The sequence below is a fragment of the Actinomycetota bacterium genome (assembly GCA_030650795.1).
GTDB lineage: Bacteria > Actinomycetota > Actinomycetes > S36-B12 > S36-B12 > UBA11398.
In genome coordinates, this window is sequence record JAUSDJ010000002.1 from 31,792 (window position 1) to 51,449 (window position 19,658).

Genomic DNA, 19,658 nt, shown 5'->3' on the forward strand with positions numbered 1-19,658 from the left:
CAAAGGCTTCCCGGTCCTTATCCGCATTTATCGAAAGGCACCATTCATGTCGGTCACCACGAACCTCGCAGCAACAGACGGCTTCGTTCACAACACCCTGAACAAGCCGGGCCTGGTGATGGAGCGTCTCTATACGACTCCTGGCCTGCATCCATATGACGGTGTGACCTGGGAGCGACGCGATGTCGTGCAGACCAACTGGAAGACCGGCGAGAGCGTCTTCGAGCAGCGCGGGGTTGAGTTCCCTGACTCCTGGAGCGTCAACGCCTCCACCATCGTGACCACCAAGTACTTCCGCGGCGCCGTAGGCACCGAGCAGCGCGAGTGGAGCCTGAAGCAGCTGATCGACCGGGTCGTGCTGACCTACACCAAGGCGGGCAAGGAGAACGGCTACTTCCGCACCGACGCCGATGCCGAGATCTTCGAACTCGAGCTCACCCACATGCTGCTGCACCAGGTGTTCAGCTTCAACTCACCAGTGTGGTTCAACGTGGGCACCACCAGCCCGCAGCAGGTCAGCGCCTGCTTCATCCTCAGTGTCGACGACACCATGGATTCGATCCTGAACTGGTACCGCGAAGAAGGCATGATCTTCAAGGGCGGCTCCGGCGCCGGCTTGAACCTGAGCCGCATTCGCTCTGCCAAGGAGCTGCTGAAGTCTTCCGGTGGCACTGCCTCTGGCCCGGTCAGTTTCATGCGCGGTGCCGACGCATCCGCCGGCACCATCAAATCCGGTGGTGCAACAAGGCGAGCAGCCAAGATGGTCGTGCTCGATGTCGATCACCCTGACATCGAGGAGTTCATTGAGACCAAGGTGCGCGAAGAGGACAAGATCCGCGTGCTCCGCGATGCTGGCTACGACATGGACCTTGGTGGCAAGGACATCGTCAGCGTGCAGTACCAGAACGCCAACAACTCCGTGCGCGTCAGCGATGTCTTCATGCGTGCCGTGGAGAACAACGAGGACTTCGGCCTGACCTCACGCACCAGCGGCGAGGTCATCGACACCGTCAACGCCAAGGATCTGTTCCGCAAGATAAGCGAAGCCGCCTGGGCCTGCGCTGATCCAGGCATCCAGTACGACGACACCATCAACGATTGGCACACCAACCCCGAGACCGGCCGCATCAACGCGTCCAACCCCTGCTCGGAGTACATGAGCCTGGACAACTCCTCCTGCAACCTGGCGAGCTTGAACCTGCTCACCTTCTTGAAGGATGACGACACCTTCGACGGCGTGAAGTTCGCCAAGGCCGTGGAATTCATCATCACCGCCATGGACATCTCGATCTGCTTCGCGGACTTCCCGACCGACCCGATCGCTGACACCACCAAGCGCTACCGCCAGCTCGGCATCGGCTACGCCAACCTCGGCGCCCTGCTGATGGCAACCGGCCTGCCCTACGACTCAGACGGTGGCCGCGCATTCGCCGCTGCCATCACCAGCCTGATGACTGGCACCGCCTACAAGCGCAGCGCCGAACTAGCCGGCATCGTTGGCCCGTACGACGGTTACAGCCGCAACATCGACGGTCACAAGAAGGTCATGCGCAAGCACGCCGCAGCCAACGACACCGTGCGCAACATCACCAGCCTTGATGGCGATGTTGCCAAGCTGGCCAACCAGGCCTGGGCTGACTGCTTGAAGATCGGCGAGGTCAATGGCTGGCGCAACGCGCAGGCATCCGTGCTCGCCCCAACCGGCACCATCGGCTTCATGATGGATTGCGACACCACCGGCATCGAGCCTGACTTCTCACTGGTCAAGTTCAAGAAGCTCGTCGGCGGCGGCTCAATGCAGATCGTCAACCAGACGATCCCGCGTGCCCTGAAGAAGCTCGGCTACGCCGAGGAGACCATCGAGGCCATCGTTGAATACATCGGCGAGAACGGTCACGTCATCGATGCCCCAGGCTTGAAGACTGCCGACTACGCGATCTTCGACACCGCTATGGGTGTTCGCTGCATCACGCCCCTTGGCCACGTGCGCATGATGGCTGCAGTGCAGCCCTTCATCTCCGGCGCGATCTCCAAGACGGTGAACATGCCTGAGAGCGCAAGCATCGAAGAGGTCGAGGACATCTACTTCCAGGGATGGAAGCTGGGCATCAAGGCGCTGGCGATCTACCGCGACAACTGCAAGGTCGGCCAGCCGCTCAGCGATGCCAAGGCCAAGAAGGTCGACGAGATCATCGAGTTGACTGCCGAGGCAATTGCAGAGCTCACCAGCAAGCCAACTAGAAAGCGCCTGCCGAAGTCACGCCCAAGTCGCACCACCAGCTTCAGTGTTGCCGGTGCCGAGGGCTACATGACCGCGGGCAGCTACGACGATGGTCAGCTCGGTGAGGTCTTCCTCAAGCTCGGCAAGCAGGGCTCAACCCTGGCCGGTGTGATGGATGCCTTCTCGATCGCGATCAGCATCGCCCTGCAATATGGCGTGCCGCTGGAAGCCTTCGTGAGCAAGTTCGTCAACATGCGCTTCGAGCCTGCAGGCATGACCGATGACCCGGATATCCGAATCAGTCAATCGATCATGGACTACATCTTCCGCAGGCTTGCGCTGGACTACCTGCCACTGGAACAGCGCGAGGCACTCAGCATCTTCACCGCTGATGAGCGCACCGCAACTGTCAACTCAAGCTACGGAGCACCAGCGCCGGCAGCCGACCTCGATGACATCATCGAAGAGGCAAGCGATGTTGCAAATGCCGAAGCGGCAGCAACCGCATCGGCACAAACAATCCACATCACCCGACCAGCAACCAGCACTGCACGATCAAGTGCGGAACTGCTCGAGGAGATCACCGGCATCGCCAGTGATGCACCGCTGTGCATGACCTGCGGAATCAAGATGCGGACAGCGGGGAGTTGCTATGTGTGTGAAGGATGCGGGAGCACGAGCGGCTGCAGCTAGTTCATATTCAAGATGAGGGCGATTCCGAGTTGGAATCTCCTTCATCTACCTCTTCTGGGCCTCCAGTGGAGTGAGATTGCGGGAAGCAGCCCGAACGGAGGTGTGCCAATATCGGAGTAGAGATCCGGTGGAGGATTCGATTGCCTCACAGAATTTGCCCTGGTCTTGCAGTTCCAATCGCCCATCTCACGCGCCAGCGGAGGCTTTGGGTGCGCGAAGTGACAGTCCTCGTCGATACAGTCTCACCCGTGATCACGGGTGAATTGAAGAGCAGGATTGATCGGGTCTGGGACGCGTTCTGGTCTGGTGGGATCTCAAATCCGCTAGAGGTCATTGAGCAGATCACTTACCTCCTGTTCATGCGCCGGCTGGATGATCTGCAGACTCTTGAAGAGTCCAAGGCCAAGCACACGGGATCCAAGATCGAGAACCCCGTTTTTCGCCCAAAGCAGGCGCATCTGCGTTGGAGTCGGTTGAAGAACGCTGATCCCGAAACGATGTATCGGATCGTAAACGATGAGGTCTTTCCGTTCTTGCGCACACTAGGTGGAGATGGTTCGACTTACGGCGAGCAGATGAAGGACGCCCGATTCACGATCCCAACACCGGCGCTCTTGTCGAAAGTGGTCGACATGCTCGACCACATCCCTATGAAGGATCGCGATACCAACGGCGACCTCTACGAGTATCTACTTTCGAAGATCGCCAGCGCCGGCGTGAACGGACAGTTCCGCACGCCCCGGCACATCATCAAGCTAATGGTGGATATGACGGCGCCAGACCCGACCGACGAGATCTGTGACCCAGCCTGTGGCACAGCCGGATTCCTCGTAGCAGCCGCTGAATATGTCCGCGAAACCCATCCTGCTGCCCTCACGAGTGCGAAGCAACGGCAGCATTTCCATCACAGCATGTTCCATGGGTACGACTTTGATTCCACGATGCTGCGAATCGGGAGCATGAACATGCTCTTGCATGGCATCGAGCAGCCGGACATCCGCTACCGCGATTCGCTTTCCGAAGACGCTACCGAAGAGGAAGAGCGATATTCCCTCGTCCTTGCAAATCCGCCCTTCGCGGGTTCACTTGATTACGAAGCGACGTCAAAGGACCTCCAGCGCATAGTCAAGACCAAGAAGACGGAACTACTGTTTCTCGCGCTCTTCCTGAAGTTGCTAAAGCCGGGTGGGCGCGCGGCCGTAATCGTGCCAGAAGGAGTGCTATTCGGATCGTCGAATGCCCATAGGGAACTCCGCCGTACGCTCATTGAAGACCAAAAACTCGATGCAGTCGTGAAGCTTCCCTCTGGTGTATTTCGTCCGTACGCAGGAGTCTCCACTGCGATTTTGTTGTTCACAAAAACGAATTCCGGCGGTACAGACGACGTTTGGTTTTTTGATGCAAAGGCTGATGGGTATTCCCTCGACGACAAGCGCAATCCAACAGATGCCAATGATCTGCCATCAATTCTCAGGCGCTGGCAATTGCGAGGAACGACTGAAAAGGAGCGGGCACGAACTGAGCAAAGTTTCACGGTGCCTAAAGAGGAGATCTCAGCGCAGGGTTACGACTTAACTCACAATCGCTACAAGGAGGTCGTTGCTGAAGACAACACGCACCGCGCGCCTTTAGAGATTATCGTTGACATCGAGGAACTAGGGGCTCAGATAGCAGGGGATTTAGCCTTACTGAAAGACCTGCTTAAATGATCACTGCCGCTCTCGGAGATGTCGCGGAATTTGTCAACGGGTTTGCCTTCAAACCTGACGATTGGCACGAAGATGGAACGGCCATAGTTCGAATCCAAAATCTCACAGACGTGACGAAGCCGTTCAATCGCACAAGACGCCAGTTACCGGAACGATTCAAAGTTCAGCGGGGTGATTTGCTGGTCTCCTGGTCAGCAACGCTCGGGGTCTTTATCTGGGATTCGACAGATCCGGCATTCGTCAATCAGCACATCTTCAAGGTAGTTCCTCAGGCAAGTCGAATTGACTCGGGATTCCTGCGTCACATGTTGGCGAGCGCTATTCGTTCCATGGAGCGTCACTTGCACGGGGCGACTATGAAACACATCAATCGTGCCGAATTCTTGGCAACCGAGATACCGCTCCCAGCGCTAGCGAACCAGCGCCGTATCGCAGCGATTCTTGATCAAGGCGAACGGATTCAGGTAAAAACTTTGAGAGCAATCCATCTGCTTGAGGACCTGAGCCAATCAATCTTCAATGACATGTTTGGACAATGGCTCGGCACATCAACCAAGCTTCCTTCGCGTCCTCTGGCCGAATGGATTGATCCGATGCGTCCAATCACGTACGGCATCCTGAAACCAGGAATAGACGTAGCTGATGGAATCCCGTACGTGCGCGTTACTGACATTCAGCGAGGAAAGATAGAAGTTTCAAGCCTTCGACGAACAACTGAAGCAATCGCTAGCGAATATCAACGGTCGCGTTTGCTCCCGGGAGACTTGCTCATATCAATTCGAGGCCACGTTGGTCGACTTGCATTTGTGCCGCTGGAGCTCGAAGGCGCAAACATCACACAGGATTCCGCCCGTCTTGCGGTAGTTGACAGCGACACAGCTGTATTTTTGCGCGCAGCCATAGAGTCACCTGGCGCCCAATCCTGGATGGCACGCCGTACCAAGGGTGCTGCTGTGCGGGGTATCAACCTTGGTGATCTTCGGGAACTTCCGATTCCTTTGCCTTCGACGAGCGACATTTCGAGATTCGCCGAGATTCATCGACAGCTAGAACTCACGTCCGAACTGGCAAATGCATTAGTGGTGCCAACCTTCGAGCTCTTCACGTCACTCCAGAACCGAGCTTTCGAGGGCGCCTTGTGACTGGCAATTTCGACTTCGTCCAATCGACGTTACCTGCTCTTCACGTCGATTGCGTTCGGGCAGAGTCCTATGGTTCAAGTGACCCGCGATCCGCTTGCTTTTATAGTCGACGCGCTGTAGAGGAACTTGTCGCCTATTTGTACGACCTGCTATCGCTTCCGTTGCCCTACAAAGATGACCTGGCCGCGCGGATTAATGATGCAGCCTTCTCCTCAAAGGTTGGCGCGGGCATAGCGCAGAAATTGAACCTCATTCGCAAACTAGGCAATGCTGCAGTCCACGACAACAAGCCAATCCCGCCCCAGACCGCGTTCTCAGCGCTGCGCGAGGTACATCACGTGATGGTCTGGGCTGCTTTCCACTATTCACCAAACCCACAAGCCGTTCCATTGAATGCGGCGTTTGACCCCGCACTCGCAGCCAAGGCCGCGCCCCTCTCGCGATCTGAACTCATGCAACTTGCCGCGAAGATCAAGGCCAACGACGAGGCCCATGCAAAAGCCCTCGCCAAGAAGGACGATCTTGCGGCAGCCAAGGACGCCGAAATTATCGAGCTACGGGCGCTCGTCTCAGCCGCACAGGCGGCGAACAAAGCCGTTGACAACCATGATTACTCCGAGTCGGAGACTCGAGATCTATTTATTGATGTGCTCCTGGCAGAGGCCGGATGGGCGCTGACCGATCAACGTGATCGTGAGTATGAAGTCGCGGGCATGCCGAATGCTGACGGCAAAGGATTTGTTGACTACGTGCTCTGGGGTGCCGACGGACTTCCACTCGCTGTTGTAGAGGCCAAGCGAACGACGAAGAGCGCCCAAGTCGGTCAGCAACAAGCCAAGCTCTACGCCGACTGCCTGGAGCAGCAGTTCGGACGCCGACCGGTGATCTTCTATACCAGTGGGTATCAGCATTGGCTGTGGGATGACGCCGCTGGATATCCACCAAGAGCCGTGCAGGGATTCTTCACAGCAGACGAGCTCGAACTCGTGATCCAAAGACGCAGCACCCGTCAGCCGCTCTCGAGCGCACAGGTCAATGCACAGATTGTCGAACGGCCATATCAAGTCCGTGCGATTCGCGCGGTTGACGATGCCTTCGACAGCAAGCAGCGCGATGCACTGCTAGTAATGGCCACAGGTTCTGGGAAGACCCGGACGGTCATTGCCCTGAGTGAACAGCTGATGAAAGCCAACTGGGCCCGACGGATCCTGTTCCTCGCCGACCGAACGGCATTGGTCAATCAAGCCGCAAATGCTTTCAAGGCCCACCTACCTGCAGCAACGACCGTCAATCTTGTGACAGAAAAGATCACCGACGGACGCGTATACGTCTCCACCTATCCGACAATGATGAATCTGATCAACGAGGTTGATGAGACTGGGCGTCGCTTCGGGCCGGGCTACTTCGACCTCATTGTGATCGACGAAGCACATCGCTCCGTTTACGCGAAGTACGGCGCAATCTTCGACTATTTCGACGCGATGCTTGTGGGGCTGACGGCAACACCTAAAGACGAAGTCGATCACAACACCTATCGACTGTTCCACCTAGAGGATGGCGTGCCCACCGATGCCTATGGACTGGACGAGGCTGTCGAAGCTGGCTACCTCGTACCGCCAAGAGCCGTCTCACTAGGCACAAGGTTTCTTCGGCAAGGAATCAAATATGCGGACCTCAGCGAAGAAGAGAAAGACGACTGGGACGCAGTCGATTGGGGTGAGGACGGCGTTATCCCGGATGAGGTCGGGGCCGAGGAGCTCAATCGCTTCTTATTCAACGAAGACACGGTGGACAAGGCACTTGGTGCACTAATGGCCGACGGATACAAAGTTGCCGGTGGCGATCGCATCGGCAAGACCATCATCTTCGCGAAGAACACGGCCCACGCAGAGTTCATTTCTCAACGCTTTGATATCGGCTGGCCGGAGTTTGCTGGCCACTACGCGCGAGTGATCACGCACGCAACTCCCTACGCACAGAGCCTGATCGATGACTTCTCACAAGCCGACAAGTCGCCACACATCGCTATCAGTGTTGACATGCTCGACACTGGTATTGATGTTCCTGAAGTCGTGAATCTGGTGTTCTTCAAAGCCGTGCGTTCGAAGTCGAAGTTTTGGCAGATGATCGGCCGCGGCACGAGGTTGCGTCCGGCCCTGTTCGGTCCGAGCCAGGATAAGCGCGACTTCTTAGTCTTCGATTTCTGCGGCAATCTTGAGTACTTCAGTCAGGATCTTCCAGGGTCTGAGGGTTCTCTGCAGAAGTCCCTGACACAACGACTTTTTGAGGCCCGCCTCGGATTGCTGTCCGGTCTTGATGCAACACATGTGGATGCTGAGCTTCGGGCGACGACAGCCAAGTCGCTCCACAACATCGTGGCTGGCATGAATCTGGACAACGTGCTTGTCCGCCCACATCGCAGAGCCATCGAGCGATTCGCGTCTTGGGAGAACTGGTCATCCCTGACGCCAGAGGATCTCGAAATAGCAGCATCCGTCGCGGGTCTTCCAACATCACTGCGTGACGATGATGAAGATGCGAAGCGGTTTGACCTGTTGATTCTGCGCAGGCAGCTCGCGCAGCTTCAGGACGACGCACTGACGAAAGAGCGACTACGAGAAACAGTCCAGAACATCGCTGCTGCACTGTTGGGCAAGACATCGATCCCGTCAGTGTTCGAGCAAGCGGTTTTACTTGAACAGGTCGCGGGTGATGAGTGGTGGATCGACGTGACCCTTCCGATGTTGGAAGTGGCCCGCTTGAGGATCCGCGGGTTGGTGAAGTTCGCAGATAAGGCTCAGCGCAATGCCGTGTACACCGACTTTGAAGATGAGTTGGGAGAGGCCACCGAGGTTCAACTCCCAGGGCTGACTCCTGGCCTGAACATCGAACGCTTCCGAGCGAAGGCTGCTGCATACCTTCGCGAGCATCAGGACAATATCGCGCTCCAGCGGCTTCGCAGGAACCGCCAACTGACAGCAGAGGATCTATCCGCGCTGGAAGAGATGTTGGTGACTGCTGGCGTGGCCCAACCAGCAGAAGTGACGTGGGCGTCCCAGCAGGAAGGAGGCCTTGGACTCTTCATTCGATCACTGGTAGGACTGGATCGCCAGGCGGCAACAGAAGCCTTTGCCAAATATCTCGACGGATCGCTCTACACCGCCACCCAGATTCATTTCATCAATCTCATCGTCGAGGAACTGACCAACAACGGCGTGATGAGTGTGGATCGGCTGTTCGAATCCCCGTTCACCGATCATGCTCCAACTGGACCCGACTACGTATTTCCTAGCAGTGACGTCAGTGCGATCCTTGGCACCTTGCAGGAGATCACCCAACATGCGATCGCGGGCCCGCAAGCGTCTTGAGCACTATCGGACTACTGATCCGATAGCGCGCACCGCTGCTCCACACCGGCGCCGCTTATCTCACCGCAGCGGACCTCGACCTCACATGATAGTGCGACAGTTCGGCGGTGCGGTCCTGAAGGCTCGCTCCCAGGAGCACCAAGCAGGGAATCCCAAAATTGCCGACGCTCCTGATAGTCACGGCGGTCGGGGGTCTGATTTGCGTAACGCCTCAGCGTGTCCTCGGCCTCGAGAAGTGCGATCAGCTCGGCACCCTCCAACGTCGGAACCTAAGCGGCCTAATTCAGATTGTGGCCGACAGTGCGCGCTCCGAGCTTGTTCTTCCAGAGCGATTCGATGCGCTCAATCGTCTCATCGGACATCGCGGGATCTACGGTCTGCAGAACTGAAACTGTGTAGGGGCCTGTTGCCCCCCTGAGGCCGAGGTTTCCGCCGGACCGGCCACCCCGGTAGGCCTGCCAACGACCGAGTAGACCGTCCCCGCCCTTGGCGGAGCCGACGTAGTGCATTCCCTTCGCGTCTGTCAACAGGTAGATTCCTGAAGTCGAACGAAGCGTCTGCCTCCAGCCGATTGGCAGGTTGTCTAGCTCGTCGACTGGATGTTGGAACGCGAGCCAGCCGGGAAATGGTGCCTCCTGCTGGGTGGCAATCTCCAGCACCGGCTTGGCATTGCGATGTGCCCACTGCCACCAGCCCGGGGCTTTCCCTCCACGGAACCATTGGACGACGAGCCGGTCCGCGTAAACGTCGAAATTCGGCACTCGAGTGAGTTCGCGCAGCACCACCCGGGGGTCCGCCGGCGTGCCTGTCATGGGGTCGGGGGTCCCGGCCACCACCTTGGTCCAGCTGCCACCAACCGCGTAGAGGCCCACGAACACCGTCTCGCCTGTGCGACTCACGACGAACGAGGCAACGTAATCCACTGCGTTGAAGAAGTCGTCCAATTGTCGGCTCTGCCAGGCCTCGAACAGCTCGCGCCGGTAGCGCCAGACGTCGTGGACGTCGATGCGATTGCGCGTCTCGATATGACGCAAGAGCTTCACTCTCGAGACATCCGTTTCGATCCCCCCTGCCCGGAGGATGTCGTTGAAGGTAATTGCCCGGAATCCGTCGGTGCTGGTCACCCGACCCCCACAATGCGGTTCACAAACGCTCCCTTCGGCGCGGGCACGACTTGCCGCTTCATCTAACCGCATGCTTGAAAGGTAAGTCGGAGCCCCTGGAGGCGACCTCGCAACTGCAGTGGCTGTGCGGACGCTTGCAGATCGGCCACGCGCGCAACGCGACGACATGTCGCCCGTTTGTCAGCTTCGACTTTCTGTGTGGTTCACCGTCAGCTCCAGTGGTGCAACAGCGATGCGTCCAACGCCCCAGCAGCATTGGACGTGGAGTACGAACCGTCGAGCACGTCGGGAGCAGGGCATGGACTTCCCCTCGGACGAGCAACTCGAAGAGTTCGATGCGTCGCACGCGCAGACCCTGCGTTCCTACGCTCGGTGGTTGACGACCTCAGCCTGAACTCGCCTTCGGACTACTGATCCGATTGGATATCGGAGCAAGCACCGAAGACGCGGTCCTCTCTGAATGCCGCTCCGGACATCACACATAGGTGAGGACTTTCGACGCGCGATTCCCAAATGGCAAAGTGACCTCTCAGAGCTCCAATAGCCAAGAGTCGAGATCTCCAAGAGGAATGATCGGCGTGTTGGAATCGACAATGCGCGGGGCGATCAATTCGTCACTGGTCACAACTACTGGCACCACACGCCAACCTGAGGAAGATCCTGCAATGCCAAGATGTGAGAGCGTCGAGCTGAGGTGTGATCGCAACCACTTGGCTCGCGATTCGATACGCGGCACGGCCGCATCGTCACCTACCAGCAGGCTGTCCACCTCATGCGCGAGTTCAGCAGGAGTACGGCCGGTATTCAGTCCTTTCGCTTCGCAGACAAGAACTATTTTGCGATCCGCCAGAGCGGCGAGAACGTCGATATCCCCAAGCTCTTGGCCGTTTGGTCCAACCAACAAACGTCCATCCACTCTTCGGACTCGAACTCGGGCCTCAGCACCTGTTGACACAGTTATGAGAGTGGCGATCCTGCCTTCCAAGTCTCTCGATTCAGTATTCGCTAACCTCCCCATGAGCTGCTGCATCTCGGGAGAAGTGGCTTGGTAGCGTCCGGTGACAATCAGTTGATATAAGAAGCCTGCAGAGTCATAAATGCTACGAAGGCCCCACAGGAGCACCTCGCGCCCGTCAGGATCGCAAAGTTGCGCTATTGGTCGACGAGCCAGGGAACGATCGCGGTTATACCTCCAAGGGCCATTAGCGCGCGCGGTGTCAGGCATCGTTTGCACCTGGAGTGTCAGTCGATCAAAAAATGCATCGGACGTAAGCGAAGACCACCCGAGCCGACTGCTCAACTCCATGCGGACTTCACTCTCAAGCCTTCGCGAGACGCCGGAGTCCGCGCCTTCTATTCCGATGTCCAGCAATACGCCGAGTCCACCTGCCAGTTCGCTCGCGCTGAAGCAGAACTCTGCCGCATATGCGTTGTCAAGCTCATCCATCTGTGATGGCCTGGGGGTATTGCCGAGTGCATCTCCAAAGTTATCTTCGTACATAAGCTCCTGGGCCAGGGCGTGAGCGCGCTCATCATGACTCCTGGCGAAACGGTCATTTCGGCCTACTCCCAGGCGACCCGACGGGAGGACAGAGATGTCCACTTGCGAAAGACCCGAATGAATCGCGTCGGAAAGACTTCCACGAGAAAATATCTCCCGGGCGATGGCCATGAGCCGATCAAAATCATCTGTCGACGCAATTCGCGTCCCCGCACTAGGGCGCGCAGTAATTCTCTCGACGAGGAACCGGCCACAGACGCCGGCCGTGGCGTACTCCCGCATATCTACGACTAGCTCCTCAACGCGACCTGAGTCGGCACCAAAGCAGGCCACGGATGAAGGCAGCAGTCGCCAATCACCGAGTCGCCCAAAGATGAGAGCCTCGTTGTTCTTGAGGAGCTTTTCCACAAGATCCATCGCATCAAACTGGTCGAGTTCCTCAGCGAGCCGATCACTGTAAAACATGACTACTTGATTGAGAACTGTAGTTCGTTCAGACGGCGGAATAGGGCCAGGCGGGTACCTTTCGGCAAGCCACGGAACAAGACTCTCAAGCTGTTGGTCGGTTGCGGCCGGAGCCACACGCCGCGGGCGCATCAGATCCTCAGGCGGATGGGGACCTTCCTTCAAAGACCATGCATGAAGCATCCTCTTAGGGCCAACGGGAGCAATTCGCTCAAGAACTGCTTGACGTACTTGCTCGGCAAGTTCCGCAGCGAGCAGCCCCAGGAGAGATTCAACCATTTGCCGATCTGCTTCATTGCCGCCTCGAAGCAGGAGGAATTTGCCCAGGGGGCTGAACGAGGCGTGAAATTTGCCTGAGTCGGCCCCCTCGATACTCATCCAGTTCACAGGATCGCCGGGAGGTTCCTCTTCGCTGTCGAGCGTCAGCCATTCGTCGGGATCCCCGAGACTGACTGCTATCTCTACTGCGTGCGCTTCGTTGTCCAGGAACGCCAACAGCGCGGGCTCTACGAGACTGATCTGCCAGAGCCAATACGCAAGCGCTTCTTTGATGTGGAATTCAATCGTCCAAACTTCCTGTGGAGTATCCGTGTCAATGGGAAACCAAACATTGAGCGACGAGAGCTCCAAAACGAGGGCCACGCGACCCGCGCCGGCATCAGTGACATAAATCGGCCAGTCGCCCGGGTGCAACTTCGCAATGGATACGTACGTCGACCTCGAAGGATCTTCAACTAGGTGACGATCTCTCGCGTTTCCAAGTCTGGCTCGCAGAGGCAGTGCATAGTCCCCTTGTACAAAGACAGCAGTCGGCGCACTACCGTCCCCCAAGTAGAACGTGTCATCAAAATCGGAAAACATCCCGAATCGCGCTAGTGCACTGAATGAAATAACGTGAGCAGTCTCGCTGAGCCTTTGGTCGGCCTGAGCAAAATGCCAGAAGCGTCTCGGGTCATGCTGGAGCAGGCATGAAAGCACATCGAGTTCTTCGAGAGTCAGTACCAGTTGGGCTTCCAATTGCCCACCGTCCGCCAGACCGAAGAATCCATAGCGGTTCATCCATTCCACCGCCAGGATCGTCATGGGTACGCGTGAACTCTGGCGTTGCGTCAGCCAGGCTTCGATCGAAGACTCGAGGACCGAGCAATCAATATTCGCTTCGGGATCGAAGAGGCTGTCAGTTTCTAGCCTTGGAGTTACGACGACTAAATCTGTAAGAAGATGGTCATCCAGCATGAATTGTGACGCAGTAACACAACCCTCAACAACAACCGCACCATCGCCGACCTGTCGTGCGCCCATGGAGTGCAGGCATCGGCGCGCGTTCCTCTCGGACTCATAGTGCATTCGCTCCTGAAGAAGATCAAGGCAGCCTTCCGAGGCCGCGAGCAAGACCATGTGGTGAATGAGAGACTCCGCCATGCTTCCTGGGCTTAGGAGGAAGAGGCCATCTTCACGAGCAACAAATGGGAATCTGAGCGGCAGACACAATTTGCTGTGATCGTCCAACTGTTCAAAGTCGACTGCTTGCGCCGACAGGAAGCGCACAGCAGGAATTGCATCGCTCCCAAGAAGTTGGCCCAAGTCCTGCAAACTAAATGTGATCGCATCCCGCAACTTGCGACGACCAGCCAGCCCAGGAACGGAAAGAGTTGGTCCTGGCCCTGAGGGTGGCGACATTCCCCTTCTTAAGCCTGCTCGTGTGCACGCTTCGTTGCTAAGAGTCAACATGGCGTTCGTCAGAATTCTTGCTTTGACATGGAATTCTGTGGGAAATCCGGCGAAGTCTGGATTGAAGACCGCGTCGATCATTATCTGCGTGCTGTGTGCCACCGCGCTTGAAGCGCTCTGCAGTACAAGATGTCCGCCCCCATGAAAGCCCAGCTCTTGAACGAAGAGAACCTCAGCTGGGTCCGCGGCGGCGGCGAATTGATGCGATTCGGAATGACTGCGTACGGCTGCTCTAATTCGGCTCGACGAACTTTCGCCCTGCCCATCCGTCCAAGGCATGTCGAAACCGTCTGAGGCAACCAAATCCAAGAGCGGAAGCCAGTGGGCGTTCTGCGGCAATAGCTGCAAACTCGCTCCTGCAACTACCAAGTCAATCCCGTTCCCACCGACTCCAGATGACATATGCGGCAACCGACCTCCTCACGGGCAATTCCAACACATACGTGTGACGACTCAGTTCAATAAGGTCGTGGGCCTCGCAAAGATTTCCAATCGAAGACGCTCCAATCGGACGCCTGATCCGATGGCGCACTTATTGCCATCAGGCGATAGACCGCATTCGCACCAAATAATCACCGCATCTCACCGATTCGCAACCAGAGCGGTACTCCTCGAACAAAATCTGAAGTCAAAGTACAGACCACTGTCATAATGCAGTTTGTGTCAGAGGAGAGCAGTCAAGTCGAAATCCCCGCCGACGCGAGTGCATGGTCCATATACAACGTCGTTGCCGCCAGACGGCTTCAATGGGACCACTTGCTCTGGCAAGTGCCTGCTCTCAGCATCGCAGCGCAAGCTTTCCTAATGACTATCGCCCTGTCTTCTTCTTACGACGTTTGGCCGCGGCGAGCCGCGGCTCTCCTCGCAGTTCTTATGAGCCTTATGGGCCTCAATTTGCTAGCTCGTCAACGCTTATCCGAAGTGACTGATGCTCATTTCCTGGCTGCATTTGAGAAGAAATTTGCCCCGTGGTTGCCTCAAATAGTCATAGCCGGAGAAGAAAAGTACCCGATTGATGCTGTGCATGGACTTGAATTTAAGCAAAGGCGTGATCGAGTCCGCAGTCAGCGCAAGGATTGGCGAGGAATGGCTTGGGCTGCATATTTTCCTTCAGGCAAAGTTTGGTTCGTCGGTCTTGCTCTGTTCGGCGCTGTCGCGCTCGGTTGCTTCGTTGGTAGCTTCCTTGGTTGGGCGTGGATCTTCCCGCCTTCACAAGGGGCAGAGGCATTTGAATGCGCAGGGAGCCTCACGGCGGGCGCGAACATCGAACTTGCTTTCCGATGCTTTCCATAATTGTGATCGGATAGTCGCTTCGAGTATTGGTGTGAACGTATAGTTGAGGACAAGTCTTGAGTCTTGGATCTATCGATTCCCTGCGAAAACTCGGAGGCACTTCGCGATACCGTTCGCCGTGGCCAAATCTCAGCACTTCACCCTCAAGCAACGCATCCGCTACCGCTTCGACAACACGCTGTCGCGTGGCATCTGGGCTGTCCTTTTGTGGATGGGGCTGATCGCATCCGGCTTCTTCATCCTCATGGCCTTGCTGCTGACAGTGCTGCACCTCGGGCCTGATGATGAAAGCACGACTCTTCCGGAGGCCTTCTGGTTCGCCCTGACCCGTTCATTGGATCCGGGCACGATGTCTGGTGACACCGGCATCCGATTCCGAATAGTCATGGTCATCGTCACGCTGATTGGCATCTTCATCGCGGCCACAATTATCGGTTTGGTCTCGTCGGCGATCGACTCTCGGGTTGAGACTCTGCGCCGCGGACGCTCACTGGTGGTTGAGACTGGTCACACGCTGATCATTGGGCTTTCTGACAAGTTGAATCCGATTGTGTCCGAGCTGGTTGAGGCGAACGCCAGCGAGCGTGGCAAGGCGATCGTGGTGCTGACGACAGAAGACACCGTGCAGGTCACTGAGGACATCAAGGCTTCTGTTACGGATTTGAAGACTTCTCGGTTGGTCGTTCGGTCAGGTGTTACGACACGTATTACTGATCTTCAGCAGGGCAATCCTGGGGCTGCGAAATCCGTGATCGTGCTGCGCGCGGCTGATGGCACCGATGCTCAGGTCGTGAAGACGGTGTTGGCACTGTCGCGCTGCGTACCTGACTTTGCTGCGCTGACTGTTGTTGCTGAGCTGGAGGATGCCGATACGGCTGAGGCACTTTCTCTTGCTGTTGGCTCTTCGTTGATCACGGTAACTCCGCGCGACATCATCGCTCGAATTGGGGCTCAAGTTTCTCGCGCATCTGGTCTTGGGGCGATCTATCAGGAGTTCTTGGATTTCGAGGGCGACGAGCTCTACAGCATTCCTGTTTCTGGTCAGTGGCTTGGTCGCCGCTTCGGTGAGGTGCTCCTTGGCTCCTCGCGAGGCACGATCATTGGCCTGCGGACTGCTGCGGGTATTACGACCTTGAATCCTTCGCCCTTAACGGTGTTGGCTGCTGGTGACTTTGTGATTGGCATTGCTGAGGACGACTCGGTCTTTTCCTTGGATCTTGCGCCGATTGACTGGCTGCAGACTGAGGTGCGCGAGATGGCCCCGATGTCGAAGTCAGTGGAGCGGACTTTGCTGGTGGGCTGGAGTGATCTGGCACCGTTGATCGCACAAGAGATCGAGGGGCATGTTGCCTTCAGTTCTGAGCTGCATGTGCTGGTCGATCAGACCTTGGTTCCTGCGGAACTGGTTCGTGCTTCGATGCTGCTTTCGCAGCAGTCGTTGATTATTCACGATGGCGATCCGATAGCTGGGTCTGTCGTTGAGCGTGTTCTTGCACAGGGACCGTTTGATCACATCATGTTGCTGTCAGAGCGTGGCGCCTTCTCTGCTGATGAGGCTGATGCGCGCACGTTGCTGGCCTTGATGCACGTCCGGCGTTTCTCCGCTGGGGCTGGTGCGTCACAGAACATCGTGGCTGAGCTGATGGATCCCAATGATGTTGAGTTGGGTGGCGACAGCGACAACAACGATTTCATCGTCAGCCAACGCCTGATCGGCTTGCTGATGGCTCAGCTTTCGGAGAGTCCGCATCTGCGTGATGTGTTCTCCGATTTGTTTGACTCAGATGGTTCTGTGGTGGTGATGCATCCCGTTGAGCGATACCTGCCATTTGGTTCCTACTCGTTCGCCGACGTCATCAAGACGGCTCGCGAGTGGGGAGTGGTGCCGATTGGCTATCGCGCGGCATCGGCTCTTGGTGATCCCTTGGCAGTTGGCAATGGCATTCGCCTGAACCCGCCGAAGGACGCCGTGGTCTCCTACGCGCCTGGCGATGTTCTGGTGCTGATCGCCGAGGCGTAGTTCGCTCGCTCGTCAGTTGTTGTCTACCTGAGTTCTGTTGGCGGATGTGTTCCGGTTGTCAGCGGCTTCTGCATGCGAAGCACGTCGTGCCAGGCACCAAGTTTCCAACCGATGTCCTTGAACGTGCCGATTTCCTGGAACCCGAATGCCTGATGAAGCCTTCGGCTTGGCTCGTTGGGCGTGGTGATGCTCGCGATCGCTTGACGGAATCCGCGTTGAGTGAGTCGGTCCAGTAGCGCGGTGTAGAGGCGTCTGCCCCCACCTTTTCCGCGGAAGTCCTTGTCGAGATAGACGCTGGTTTCGCAACTCCACTGATAGGCGGCGCGGCTGGCATAGGCAGTTGCGTACGCGTATCCGATCACCTGTCCGTCTTGTTCTAGTACGAGCCAGGCGTAAGTCTTGTTGGCAGCACGAATTCGCTCGGCTATCTCCTCGGTTGTCGGAGGTTCGATCTCGAATGTGATCGGTGTCGTGCGCACGTAGTGCTCATAGATTCCTGCACAGGCCGCGCTATCGGCCTCTGTCGCAGGCCTGAGGTCAGCCACTGACTCGGTCATGGGACAAGCCTAGGAGTGATCTTCTGAGCCGTTTGCGGTTTGCCTGGGGTGCTTGAAGGCCAATCTTCTCTACGATGGTGGGACACGACTGGCGAAGGTAGAGAACTACCGAGGAGTGAAGTCGAGAGCGTCGTCCGCCTGGGCGTTCTCCGCATTGAGCGGAGGATGAAATGGCAGCACAACTGATGGATGGCGTGGCACTGGCAGCAGAAACCTTGGAGCGTGTCACTGAGGAAGTCGCGGACTTCCTGGGTACGACGGGACGTCGACCATGTCTTGCCACAGTGCTCGTCGGTGATGATCCCTCTTCGCATGTCTACGTGCGGATGAAGGTCAATCGTTCGCACCAGGTTGGCATCGAATCAAGGCGGATCGATCTTTCTGAGTCAACGAGTACAGCGGAGCTCGTTGCAGTCCTGGATGCGCTGTCGGCGGATGCATCCATCGATGGAATATTGCTGCAGCACCCAGTGCCGTCGCAGATCGACGAGCGGGTCGCCTTCGAGGCCATCCATCCGAGCAAGGACGTCGACGGAGTCACGCGCACGTCCTTCGCTCAGATGTCGTTTGGGGAGCGTGGGTTCAAGTCCGCGACTCCCGGTGGAATCATGCGGCTTCTTGACGCATACGGCGTTGAACTCCCAGGCGCTGAAGCGGTTGTCGTCGGTCGAAGCCCGATCCTGGGTCGACCTGTGGGCATGATGCTGCTGGCTCGCGATGCCACGGTGACCTTCTGCCACTCGCGCACCGAGGATCTCGCTGATGCCGTCAGGCGGGCTGATGTAGTGATCGCTGCGGTAGGCCGTGCCGAACTCATCCGCGGGGATTGGATCAAGCCAGGAGCGGTGGTGATCGATGCGGGCTACAACGCAGGCAACGTCGGCGATGTTGAATTCGCCTCTGCGCGGGAGCGGGCACGGCTCATCACACCCGTTCCTGGCGGAGTCGGGCCAATGACGATTGCTGTGCTGCTGGAACAGACATTGGAGGCAGCGCGAAGCCGAGCAGGAGCTCGGTAGCCGCGCCGGAGTCGTCCCCGACACGCAGTCTGCGAATGCCTATTGGAATGCGCTCCACGGCACGTCAACACTGACGACACCGAATGAGCCTGGTGCCACGTCGTACTTGGCGAAGTAGATGTGGAGGCCATCAGCGCTTGGGAGCCATTCGTAGACGTCTTTCATCTTCACAAATGGCTTCCAGTTCGGGTCGTTGGTGATGCCGCCCTTGGCCAGCTGCGCCGTGATGCCTGCCTTGACTGCCGTGAGGAATGAGGCTTCCTGGCTTGTGGTCACGAATTCCTTGAGTTGCTTCTTGGCGCCGGTGCTCGCATCGAAGACCCAGGTGTCGACCCAGGAGTAGCCGGTGTTCGAACCTTGGGGCAGCAGTGATGACGGCGCCGTGATGCAGACATTGCCCGCCTTGCAGGCTGGAGCCTGCAAGGTCTGGACGAAGTAGCCGCAGTCCTTCAGGCCCATCGAGCACATGTAGTTCTTGGCATGCATCGAATCGAGCATCGTGCGGTTCACGTCCTGCGCGATCACCTTGTTGATCTTCGCCGCTGCCTTCGGGTCGATCCCGCTCACCTTGCCGGTCTGGTAGGTGAACTTGGTGAAGCCAGTGACCTTCTTCTTGTGCTTCACCACTGTGAGTGTGGCGGGGCTGGCAGCCGGCGCGCTCGCTGAACTGCTCGGGCCTGGGGAGGTCGTGGGTGCTGGCGTTTCGGCAGTTGCTGAAGTCGCTGTGATGGCGAGCAGGAGCGCAGTTGATGCTGCAGAGGCAAGGAATTGGGCGCGGCGCATGCGGCAACTGTATGTCGGGGTTCTTAGCCTGC

12 protein-coding genes are annotated in these 19,658 nt (G+C 57.4%); 8 read left to right on the forward strand and 4 right to left on the reverse strand.

Translation table 11 applies throughout. The features are described from left to right. Positions 1-46 precede the first annotated feature (46 nt). From Q7L55_00185 to Q7L55_00200, 4 genes are all read left to right on the forward strand, one after another. Positions 47-2,914 (forward strand): vitamin B12-dependent ribonucleotide reductase, encoded by a 2,868-nt coding sequence (locus tag Q7L55_00185; GenBank protein MDO8730986.1) that lies wholly within the window; start codon positions 47-49, stop codon positions 2,912-2,914. A gap of 248 nt (positions 2,915-3,162) precedes the next feature. Further along, complete coding sequence (locus Q7L55_00190) at positions 3,163-4,623, forward strand: class I SAM-dependent DNA methyltransferase (GenBank protein MDO8730987.1); 1,461 nt, start codon at positions 3,163-3,165, stop codon at positions 4,621-4,623. Continuing rightward, the gene (locus Q7L55_00195; protein ID MDO8730988.1) at positions 4,620-5,765 is read left to right on the forward strand and encodes a restriction endonuclease subunit S; all 1,146 of its coding nucleotides are present in this window, start codon (positions 4,620-4,622) and stop codon (positions 5,763-5,765) included. Before Q7L55_00190 ends, Q7L55_00195 begins: the two co-directional genes overlap by 4 nt. Further along, a complete protein-coding gene (locus tag Q7L55_00200) occupies positions 5,762-9,133 on the forward strand; it encodes a DEAD/DEAH box helicase family protein (GenBank protein ID MDO8730989.1) in 3,372 nt (1,123 codons plus the stop codon). Before Q7L55_00195 ends, Q7L55_00200 begins: the two co-directional genes overlap by 4 nt. Before the next feature lie 278 nt (positions 9,134-9,411). Here the strand turns inward: Q7L55_00200 and Q7L55_00205 are convergent, their stop codons facing one another. After that, positions 9,412-10,257 (reverse strand): hypothetical protein, encoded by an 846-nt coding sequence (locus tag Q7L55_00205; GenBank protein ID MDO8730990.1) that lies wholly within the window; start codon positions 10,255-10,257, stop codon positions 9,412-9,414. A gap of 118 nt (positions 10,258-10,375) precedes the next feature. Between Q7L55_00205 and Q7L55_00210 the strand changes: the two genes are divergently transcribed. Further along, positions 10,376-10,651: a hypothetical protein gene (locus Q7L55_00210; GenBank protein MDO8730991.1), complete on the forward strand. Its 276-nt coding sequence runs from the start codon at positions 10,376-10,378 to the stop codon at positions 10,649-10,651. A 135-nt stretch (positions 10,652-10,786) separates the two neighbouring features. Here the strand turns inward: Q7L55_00210 and Q7L55_00215 are convergent, their stop codons facing one another. Then, a complete protein-coding gene (locus Q7L55_00215; protein ID MDO8730992.1) occupies positions 10,787-13,903 on the reverse strand; it encodes a hypothetical protein in 3,117 nt (1,038 codons plus the stop codon). Between the two features lie 855 nt (positions 13,904-14,758). On the opposite strand from Q7L55_00215, the gene Q7L55_00220 reads away from it, so the two are divergent. Next, complete coding sequence (locus tag Q7L55_00220) at positions 14,759-15,247, forward strand: hypothetical protein (GenBank protein ID MDO8730993.1); 489 nt, start codon at positions 14,759-14,761, stop codon at positions 15,245-15,247. A 118-nt stretch (positions 15,248-15,365) separates the two neighbouring features. After that, a complete protein-coding gene (locus Q7L55_00225; protein ID MDO8730994.1) occupies positions 15,366-17,267 on the forward strand; it encodes a hypothetical protein in 1,902 nt (633 codons plus the stop codon). A gap of 23 nt (positions 17,268-17,290) precedes the next feature. Here the strand turns inward: Q7L55_00225 and Q7L55_00230 are convergent, their stop codons facing one another. After that, positions 17,291-17,824, reverse strand: a complete 534-nt coding sequence (locus Q7L55_00230; protein ID MDO8730995.1) for an N-acetyltransferase family protein — start codon at positions 17,822-17,824, stop codon at positions 17,291-17,293. 170 nt (positions 17,825-17,994) lie between these two features. Here Q7L55_00230 and Q7L55_00235 point away from each other — a divergent pair, with 170 nt between their 5' ends. Further along, positions 17,995-18,843 carry a bifunctional 5,10-methylenetetrahydrofolate dehydrogenase/5,10-methenyltetrahydrofolate cyclohydrolase gene (locus tag Q7L55_00235; GenBank protein MDO8730996.1) on the forward strand — a complete coding sequence of 283 codons (849 nt, stop codon included), beginning with the start codon at positions 17,995-17,997 and terminating at the stop codon, positions 18,841-18,843. 39 nt (positions 18,844-18,882) lie between these two features. On the opposite strand, the gene Q7L55_00240 is transcribed toward Q7L55_00235, so the two are convergent. Then, positions 18,883-19,626 carry an RsiV family protein gene (locus Q7L55_00240; protein ID MDO8730997.1) on the reverse strand — a complete coding sequence of 248 codons (744 nt, stop codon included), beginning with the start codon at positions 19,624-19,626 and terminating at the stop codon, positions 18,883-18,885. Positions 19,627-19,658: the final 32 nt, after the last annotated feature.

Bases quoted from the DNA above. Each gene is read 5' to 3' on its own strand.
- Q7L55_00185 (MDO8730986.1), top strand. From the start codon at position 47: ATGTCGGTCACCACGAACCTCGCAGCAACAGACGGCTTCGTTCACAAC.
- Q7L55_00195 (MDO8730988.1), top strand. From the start codon at position 4,620: ATGATCACTGCCGCTCTCGGAGATGTCGCGGAATTTGTCAACGGGTTT.
- Q7L55_00215 (MDO8730992.1), bottom strand. From the start codon at position 13,903: ATGTCGCCACCCTCAGGGCCAGGACCAACTCTTTCCGTTCCTGGGCTG.
- Q7L55_00220 (MDO8730993.1), top strand. From the start codon at position 14,759: ATGACTATCGCCCTGTCTTCTTCTTACGACGTTTGGCCGCGGCGAGCC.
- Q7L55_00230 (MDO8730995.1), bottom strand. From the start codon at position 17,824: ATGACCGAGTCAGTGGCTGACCTCAGGCCTGCGACAGAGGCCGATAGC.
- Q7L55_00235 (MDO8730996.1), top strand. From the start codon at position 17,995: ATGGCAGCACAACTGATGGATGGCGTGGCACTGGCAGCAGAAACCTTG.
- Q7L55_00240 (MDO8730997.1), bottom strand. From the start codon at position 19,626: ATGCGCCGCGCCCAATTCCTTGCCTCTGCAGCATCAACTGCGCTCCTG.